This is a genomic window from Corallococcus sp. CA049B, assembly GCF_003611685.1.
Lineage (GTDB): Bacteria > Myxococcota > Myxococcia > Myxococcales > Myxococcaceae > Corallococcus > Corallococcus coralloides.
Map to the genome: position 1 here is coordinate 22,054 of NZ_RAWC01000106.1, position 7,234 is coordinate 29,287.

A 7,234-nucleotide genomic window follows, 5' to 3' on the forward strand; every position below is an offset into this window, starting at 1 on the left:
CCGTCCTGGGACCGACAGGCTCAAGCCATAGCCGGAAGAGGTATGTCCATGTCCAGCATGCTCGCCCTCTCGGGGCTAACGCTGTACGTCGCCGCCACACAGGCCGCCGCGCCGCAGCTCGCCTCCCAACCGTTGGTCACGGACGAGCCTTCGCGCATTACCGTCAGGGTCGCGACGCCGCTCAACGCGTTGCAGATCCTTGCTGAGAGTTCGGTGCCTCCCGAGGACATCAAGACCGGGGCATGGACGATGGTCGACAACGATAGCTGGGGCCTGAAGTGGGAGGTACGACGGGAGCCCATGGTACTGACGACCACGGGCCAGACGCTCCGCATCGGCACCACCCTTCACTACAAGGCGTGGGCCTGCAAGCGCGAGAAAAAGCCGTGGCCCCTCAAGGGCCACATCTGCCCCCAGGTCGCATCCTGCTCGGGCGCGATGCAGGCATGGCTCGACGCGACGCCGCAGGTGACTCCGGAGTGGAGCGTGGACCTACACGAGGTCCCTGGCACCCATCCGCTGTCACGCTGCAAGGTCACCTTCCTGAACATCGACGTGACGGACCGCATCACGTCGGCACTCACAAGCAAGCTGGGCGAAGTCGCCGGAACGGTGGAGGAGCGGCTCTCGAAGACGCTCTACCACTCCGCCGAGACGGCCTGGAAAGAGATTCAGGAGCCCTTGGCGCTGGGTCAGGACCTCTGGCTGAACGTGGCGCCCCAAGGCATGCAGTTGGCCTCGTCGGGCATCCAGGACGCGCAGTTGGTCCACCAAATCCACCTTCTGGCCGATGTCCGCGTCGGGAGTAGAAAGGGCGCGTCCCCAGTCACGCCGCTGCCCAAGCAGCTCTCTGGCATCCATGCGCCCGACTTCCGAATCGTGGTCGATGGCGAGGTGGACTACTCCCATGCGTCCCGACTGCTCCGTGAATCACTGCGAGGGCGGACGTACGAATTGCAAGGGAGAACCCTCACCATTACGGATGCGAGTATCCAGGGACAGGGAGGCAAGGCGGTGGTGAAGGTGGACCTCTCGGGTGGAGAGAACGGGGTCACCCTCTACTTGGTGGGAGTGCCGCACTATGAACCCTCGACCCAGGTCCTTAGCATCCAGGACCTGGACTTCAGCGTGGAGACGAAAGACGTCGTGCTGCAACTGGCTTCGTTGCTGTTTCATGACCAGTTGCGTGACGATATCGACCAGCGCACGCGCTGGCAGTTCCCTGATCTGGGGGCTGCGATTACCCGTGCCACCACGACCAGCCTGAACAGGTCCATAGGCGAGAAGGCGAAGTTGGAGATTCAGCTCTCGCAGGTACACGTCCGCCGTGTGGAGACATCCGAGCTCGGATTCCGTGTCACAGCACACATTGATGGCAATGCCGCAGTGACCGCTACGCCCTAGGAGCGTGTCGGGGTAATCGGAAGAACCTATTTGAAAGGTAGGCAGAGGCGTGGTGCTCTTTGCCTACCTATGAGCAAGACCTTCCGCCCCTACGCGCCGGAGCAGTCGGAGTTGCTGCCGCCCTCGCCCCGAGAGTGGCTGCCCGCCGGGCACGTGGCGTACTTCATCCTGGACACGGTGGCGGAGCTGGACTTGAGGCCGCTGCTGGAGCGCTACGAGCGGGAACTGCGAGGCTACCCGCCGCACCACCCCAGGATGATGGTGGGGCTGCTGCTCTACGGGTACTGCGTGGGGGTGGCCTCCTCGCGCAAGATTGAGAAGAAGACGTACGAGGACATCGCCTTCCGAGTCATCGCCGCCGGCCAGCACCCGGACCACAGCACGGTGAGCGAGTTCCGGCGCCAGCACCTGGACGTGCTGGCGGGGCTCTTCGTGCAGGTGCTGGCGCTCTGCCAGAAGGCGGGGCTGGTGCAACTGGGGCACGTGGCGCTGGACGGCACCAAGCTCAAAGCCAACGCCAGCAAGCACAAGGCGATGAGCTACGAGCGGATGCAGCAGCGCGAGAAGGAGCTGGCCGAGAAGGTCGCCGCGCTGCTCAAGGCGGCCGAGGCGGCGGACGCGGCCGAGGACAAGCTCTACGGCAAGAAGAAGCGCGGAGACGAGCTCCCCGAGGAGCTCCAGCGAGCCGAGACGCGGCTGGCGCGCATCCGCGCCGCCAAGGCGGAGCTGGAGGCCGAGGCGAAGGCAGCCAGGGCAGCGCAGCAGGCCGAGAAGCAGCAGGCGGAGAAGCAGCAGGACGGGGGCGACGAGCCGCCGAGCGGCCCGACACCGCTGCCGCGCCACCAGGTGCAGAGCGAAGCAGACGGCCCCCCCAAGCCCAAGGCGCAGCGCAACTTCACCGACCCGGAGAGCCGAATCCAGAAGACGCAGCAGGGCTTCATCCAGGGCTTCAACGCGCAGGCCGCCGTGGACGCGGCGCACCAAATCATCGTGGCCCAGGCCCTCACCAACCAGCCGCCGGACGTCGAGCACTTCCTGCCGCTGCTGGAGCAGGTGGTGGAGAACTGCGGCGAGGTGCCCCAGGTGACGACGGCGGACGCGGGCTATTTCTCCGAGGAGAACCTCACGCGCGCGGCAAGCATGGGCATCAATGCGTACGTGGCCGTCGGGCGGCAAAAGCACGGCGTGCAGCCGCCCGCGGTGCGAGGACGAATGCCGCGCGAGCTGAGCGTCAAGGATTGGATGGCGCGTCGGCTGAGGACGAAGGCAGGACGACAGGTATACGCCCGACGCAAAGCGGTGGCGGAACCGCCCTTCGGCCAAATCAAACAGGCGCGAGGCTTCCGCCAGCTGCTGCTGCGTGGGCTCAAGAAGGCGCGCGGCGAGTGGGCGCTTATCTGCCTCACCCACAACCTGCTGAAACTCCATCGGGCCCAGGCCACCGCGTAGTGGCGGTGCCGCCGGCCCCAGACGGGCGAGGCGGCACCTGTGCTGCAATGAGCTTGGTATCCAGCTCCTTGCCCGTTACCCCAACACACTCCTAGCAGGCTGTTGAGAAACGCCTCCTGGGAGATCGCCCCCGCACCGTCGCGTGGTGTCGTGCGCACACCGGAGGACGAGATGCGAGGACGGCTGTACCTAGCCGAAATTCGTTCGCCGCTTCACGAACTCGTTGAGGCGCGAGCACGGAGCCACCGAGTGCCTGTAGCGGCGAAGGGGGAGGTGGAGCACCGGGGGCGGCATCGGGACGTACCAAGCTGCTGCTGCGCGCGGCCTGGCTCGACACCGCCTGCGGAGGCCTGCCAGCGCAGGCTGCGGACGCCAAGCGGACGGGCCGCGATGGACCGCGGGGGCACCCGGACAGGGCTTCGTCCCGAGGCCGGCGCGCGCGTCGAGACCATGCGACCTGCACCTACCCCATGCTTCGCCCGCGAGCCCACGCCCCACCGCCGCCACGCACTCTCGGTGAAGCGGGCGCCGAGACGATCAGAACCAAGGACGGGAGGTCACCCACCGTCTAGTTTGCGGACATTCAATCGGCCCCCGATTGAAGGGCTCGCCCAGCCCCCTCTTTGAAACCGCTGGGTATCACTCGCCTTTAGGCCCTCAGAGAGTTTGAGCCCTCTGAGAGAAAAGCCGAGAACGAGTTCGCGCAGGGCTTCATTCGGGGAGCAAAAAAAGAAGGCCCTGCCCTAGCCCGGCAGGGCCTTTTTGCTTTTCCAGGGGCCTGAGATGAACGGCGCTGGGCCTTCGTGCCGAAGCCCCAGAATCCCAAGGGATTCTGGCTCGCGGCGCTGAAGAGGACGCTCTCGGCCCTCTTCCTCGCAGAGCGAGATGCCTGCTCTCCTCCGCTGCCAATTGGGCTCTCTGGACCGCGCTTTCACCCGTTTTTGGGAGAGCGAGGCCGAGAGTGGTTAACAGTTTTGTTAACCACTGCAGGCAGCCGATTCTGACTATCCCGGACATTCGATGTCATACCTTCCAGGGTTGCTGCGCTTCCCTGTCTCCAAGGAGGCTCGGATCCTCTTGCCAGCTCGCGCCACCAATAAGTTGTTAACCGAGAGCATGAAGAAGCGGCCACCGTTTACTGACTACACGCGAGTTCGTCGCGCGGTGCAGACTTTCCGAGACAACACTCACAGCGCCTAACGAAAGTGCGGACCAGACTGGCCAGGAGCAAGGGCCGTCTCCAGCTTGAGGAGCATGCTCCGCGAACTCGTTCCCGACGCCTTCTGGCAGCGCGTGGCGCCGCTGCTGCCTCCACCTCGGCCCAAGAAGAAGCTGGGCCGTCCTCGTGCGGACGACCGGGCGGCGCTGGAAGCTATCGTCTTCGTGCTGAGGAGCGGCATCCCGTGGGAGATGCTGCCTCGCAAGCAGTTCGGCCTATCGGGCATGACAGCCTGGCGCAGGTTGGAGGAATGGACCCGGGCCGGCGTGTGGGAGCAGCTCCAGGCGCGGCTGCTGGATGAGCTGGGCATGAGAGGCAAGGTGGACTTCTCGAGAGCCTCCATCGACTCCTCGTCCGTCCGGGCGTCAAAAAGGGGGCCCTCACGGGCCCAAGCCCGACGGATAGAGCGAAGGCGGGTAGCAAGCATCATCTTCTCGTAGACGCCCAGGGCCTGCCGCTCACCGAGTCCGTGACGGCCGCCAACGTCCACGACACGCACGAGTTCTTCCCGCTCATCGACTCCGTGCCCGCGGTGAGGATGCCTTCGGGCCAGCGAAGACTGCGACCAACAAAGCTGCACGCCGACAAAGCCTATGCCTCCAGGAAGAACCGGCAGGGACTCCGCCTGCGAGGCATCGCCACTCGCATCGCGCGTCCAGGCGTCGAATCCAAGGAGCGGCTGGGGCGCTATCGCTGGGTCGTGGAGCGCACGCTGGCTTGGAAGAACCAGTTGCGCCGCCTTCGTGTCCGCGACGAGCGCAGGGACGACGTGCACTTTGGATTCCTCGTCCTCGGCTGCTGCGTCATGCTCCTACGACGCCTCTGTCCTGGCATTTGTTAGGAGCTGTCAGACTGTCGCGCCCGCGTCCTCGGCCGACACAGCCTTCTGGCCACGTGGCTTTGAGACTGTCCACACAGGGTCCAATGCCCCCGAATGGGAGCATTCGGGCAAGAACGACGGCACCAAAGTGGCCCTCCAGCAGTTACCCGCCTAGGTCAACGACTACAACACCGAGCACTCGCACAAAGCACTGAAGATGCGCTCCCTGCGCGAGTTCCGACTCGCGACTCCACCCCACTAACCGTGTCCGATTGTCAGAGACCGGGGCAATGGACCGCGTCGGGATCGGCTGAACGAATCGCATCCGATGATCCACCGGGACTGGTCCCTGGCGGCCGGTTGCCTCATGCCCGCGCGCGGAGGGGGGTCAAGGGCGCCGAACCGTTCAGGTCTTGGCGAAGCCGACCCTTGTCGCTCCCGAGCACGCGGGCTCCTTGGTCTGATTGAAACCGCGATCCGAGCGGGTGACCCGCGAGCGATCCGATAGGGCGGCCCATGACAGTCCGATTTGACGGAGGCAACTCCTGGTGCTGCATGCCTGGATGCAGCACCAGGAGAACGGCGTCCATGGACAACCTGTCGGTCACCCGAATGGGCGCAGTCTTACTGGGTAGCAACGGCCCCAGCCTCGCCCATAACTCTTCCGGGCATCTGCCTTCCGGCATCCTTCTTCACTAGCCCCAAGCCCCTGCCATCCAGTTCTCAGAACGCAGCAGGCGGGCCGGCTTCTTCCCTACCGAAATATGCCCTTAGAGGAAGGAACTATATGATGAGAGGGAGCCACAAAGAAGGTCGCGTGCACTGGCTGAGCATCCGGCCGCAGCCGCCCTACGCCTAACCAGACGCTAGGCCCATACAAAAATCAAAACAAAAAAACCACCATGACAAACAGCACCAACCAAACCCCGACCACACCACCATTCCGCACATCCATCCCACGAACAGCAATGTCAGCCTACACGGCTGGCACACTCACACTCAGCGCCATTCTCGCCATTACAGCAATCTCCGAAATCTCATCTCGACACCACGCACTCGCAGAGATCGCAAACACCGAGACACAACTCATAAACGCAGTCCTCCGGAAAATCGAGACACAAAACCACAAAACCACAACGGACACCCCTCACTCCGAAATCGACAATAAAATACAATTCGCACAACTAGTCTATTTCAACACACAAAAAGCCCGAGCAGACATCAACACACTGTCGGCACGAGGAGGCGCAACAGAAGAGAGCACCGTCAGGGAAACGATGCGCGGTCTCGAACTGACCGCAACTCTCATAAAGGCCGAAATAGGCGACTTCAAAACAACCCTACCTCTCAGTTCTCGGGAAAATCCCAGCCACTCATCATTCCGTCTCCCCACACAAGAACTAGCCTATGTTCGCAACGACTTTCTCATCGCAATCATCATAATAGCTTGCACTCTCGTTGGCTCAATTATCGCAACAATGCGAGAGGGGAAAGGACTCAGTCTCCCGCCCGAGCAGCTTGCGCTCGGCATGGCCTCGGGATTTGTTATTTTCCTTGCACTGCGCGGCGGGCGCAACGTCTTCATGCTGGATCTGGCAGGCGAACTGCCTAATTTCAACCCATACAGCATGGCATTCAGCGGATTGCTCGTTGGCCTATTCACAAGGCGCGCATACGCCCTAATTACCATCCTGGTTGACGAGCTTGAGGGCCGACTCAAAGCCGCTGTCGCAGGCCCCAATATCTCCAGCACCACCAAACAACCGCCAAGCGAACAAACACAACCAACAAGCACAGACACCACACCAAATCGAGAAACCACTGAACCAACCGCTGGCGCTCGACTACACCAAGCGATCGTCATCCCTGAAGGAAACCACAGTAAGTTGTCCCCGTCTCCCGAGGGACGGCCGACACCAGATAAAGAAGAGCGTGCATAGACCTTAGAGCCTATTTCGGCAGAAGTGACTGGAACCAGGTGATGATGCCCAGTGCGAAGTGCAGCATCACCACGTAGGTGTTGAGGCACCTGGGAGTGCCTCCGGCACCGTGCTCGCCACCGACCGATACACGCCCCGGAAAGAACAGATCCGGTTCCTCCGCGCCCGCGACCAGCACTGCCGCATGCCCGGCTGCCGCCAACCCGCCATCCGCTGCCAGATCGATCACAACCACGAACACCAACACGACGGCAGAACCGACGTGTGCAACCTCTGCACCCGCCACCACACTCTGAAAAACCGATACAGAGTGGACGATGACGCAGACCGCCGGCGGGGTGCTGCACTTCACCAGTCCCCTCGGCCGCCGCTACCGCGAAGCCCCCCAGAGTCATGTTCCTC

The 7,234-nt window shown here is 63.0% G+C and carries 5 protein-coding genes; 4 read left to right on the top strand and 1 reads right to left on the bottom strand.

The genetic code is table 11. The features are described 5' to 3' along the window. The first annotated feature begins 48 nt into the window (after positions 1–48). The 4 genes from D7W82_RS22540 to D7W82_RS40135 all read left to right on the top strand — a co-directional run bounded on the left by D7W82_RS22540 (position 49) and on the right by D7W82_RS40135 (position 6,832). On the top strand, positions 49–1,404 hold the full coding sequence (locus D7W82_RS22540) for a DUF4403 family protein (RefSeq protein ID WP_158617709.1): 1,356 nt from the start codon (positions 49–51) through the stop codon (positions 1,402–1,404). A 69-nt stretch (positions 1,405–1,473) separates the two neighbouring features. After that, a complete protein-coding gene (locus D7W82_RS22545) occupies positions 1,474–2,853 on the top strand; it encodes an IS1182 family transposase (protein WP_120620315.1) in 1,380 nt (459 codons plus the stop codon). A gap of 1,254 nt (positions 2,854–4,107) precedes the next feature. Next, positions 4,108–4,913, top strand: a protein-coding gene (locus tag D7W82_RS22550) for an IS5 family transposase (RefSeq protein ID WP_120620316.1) whose coding sequence is annotated in 2 segments (ribosomal slippage) — positions 4,108–4,453 and positions 4,453–4,913 — 807 coding nt in all. Because the reading frame shifts where the segments join, the coding sequence is not laid out codon by codon here. A gap of 881 nt (positions 4,914–5,794) precedes the next feature. After that, complete coding sequence (locus D7W82_RS40135; RefSeq protein ID WP_147439465.1) at positions 5,795–6,832, top strand: hypothetical protein; 1,038 nt, start codon at positions 5,795–5,797, stop codon at positions 6,830–6,832. 10 nt (positions 6,833–6,842) lie between these two features. Here D7W82_RS40135 and D7W82_RS22560 read toward each other — a convergent pair whose 3' ends face one another. Beyond that, positions 6,843–7,184: a hypothetical protein gene (locus D7W82_RS22560; protein ID WP_147439466.1), complete on the bottom strand. Its 342-nt coding sequence runs from the start codon at positions 7,182–7,184 to the stop codon at positions 6,843–6,845. Between the last annotated feature and the right edge of the window lie 50 nt (positions 7,185–7,234).

Bases quoted from the DNA above. Each gene is read 5' to 3' on its own strand.
- D7W82_RS22540 (WP_158617709.1), top strand. From the start codon at position 49: ATGTCCAGCATGCTCGCCCTCTCGGGGCTAACGCTGTACGTCGCCGCC.
- D7W82_RS40135 (WP_147439465.1), top strand. From the start codon at position 5,795: ATGACAAACAGCACCAACCAAACCCCGACCACACCACCATTCCGCACA.
- D7W82_RS22545 (WP_120620315.1), top strand. From the start codon at position 1,474: ATGAGCAAGACCTTCCGCCCCTACGCGCCGGAGCAGTCGGAGTTGCTG.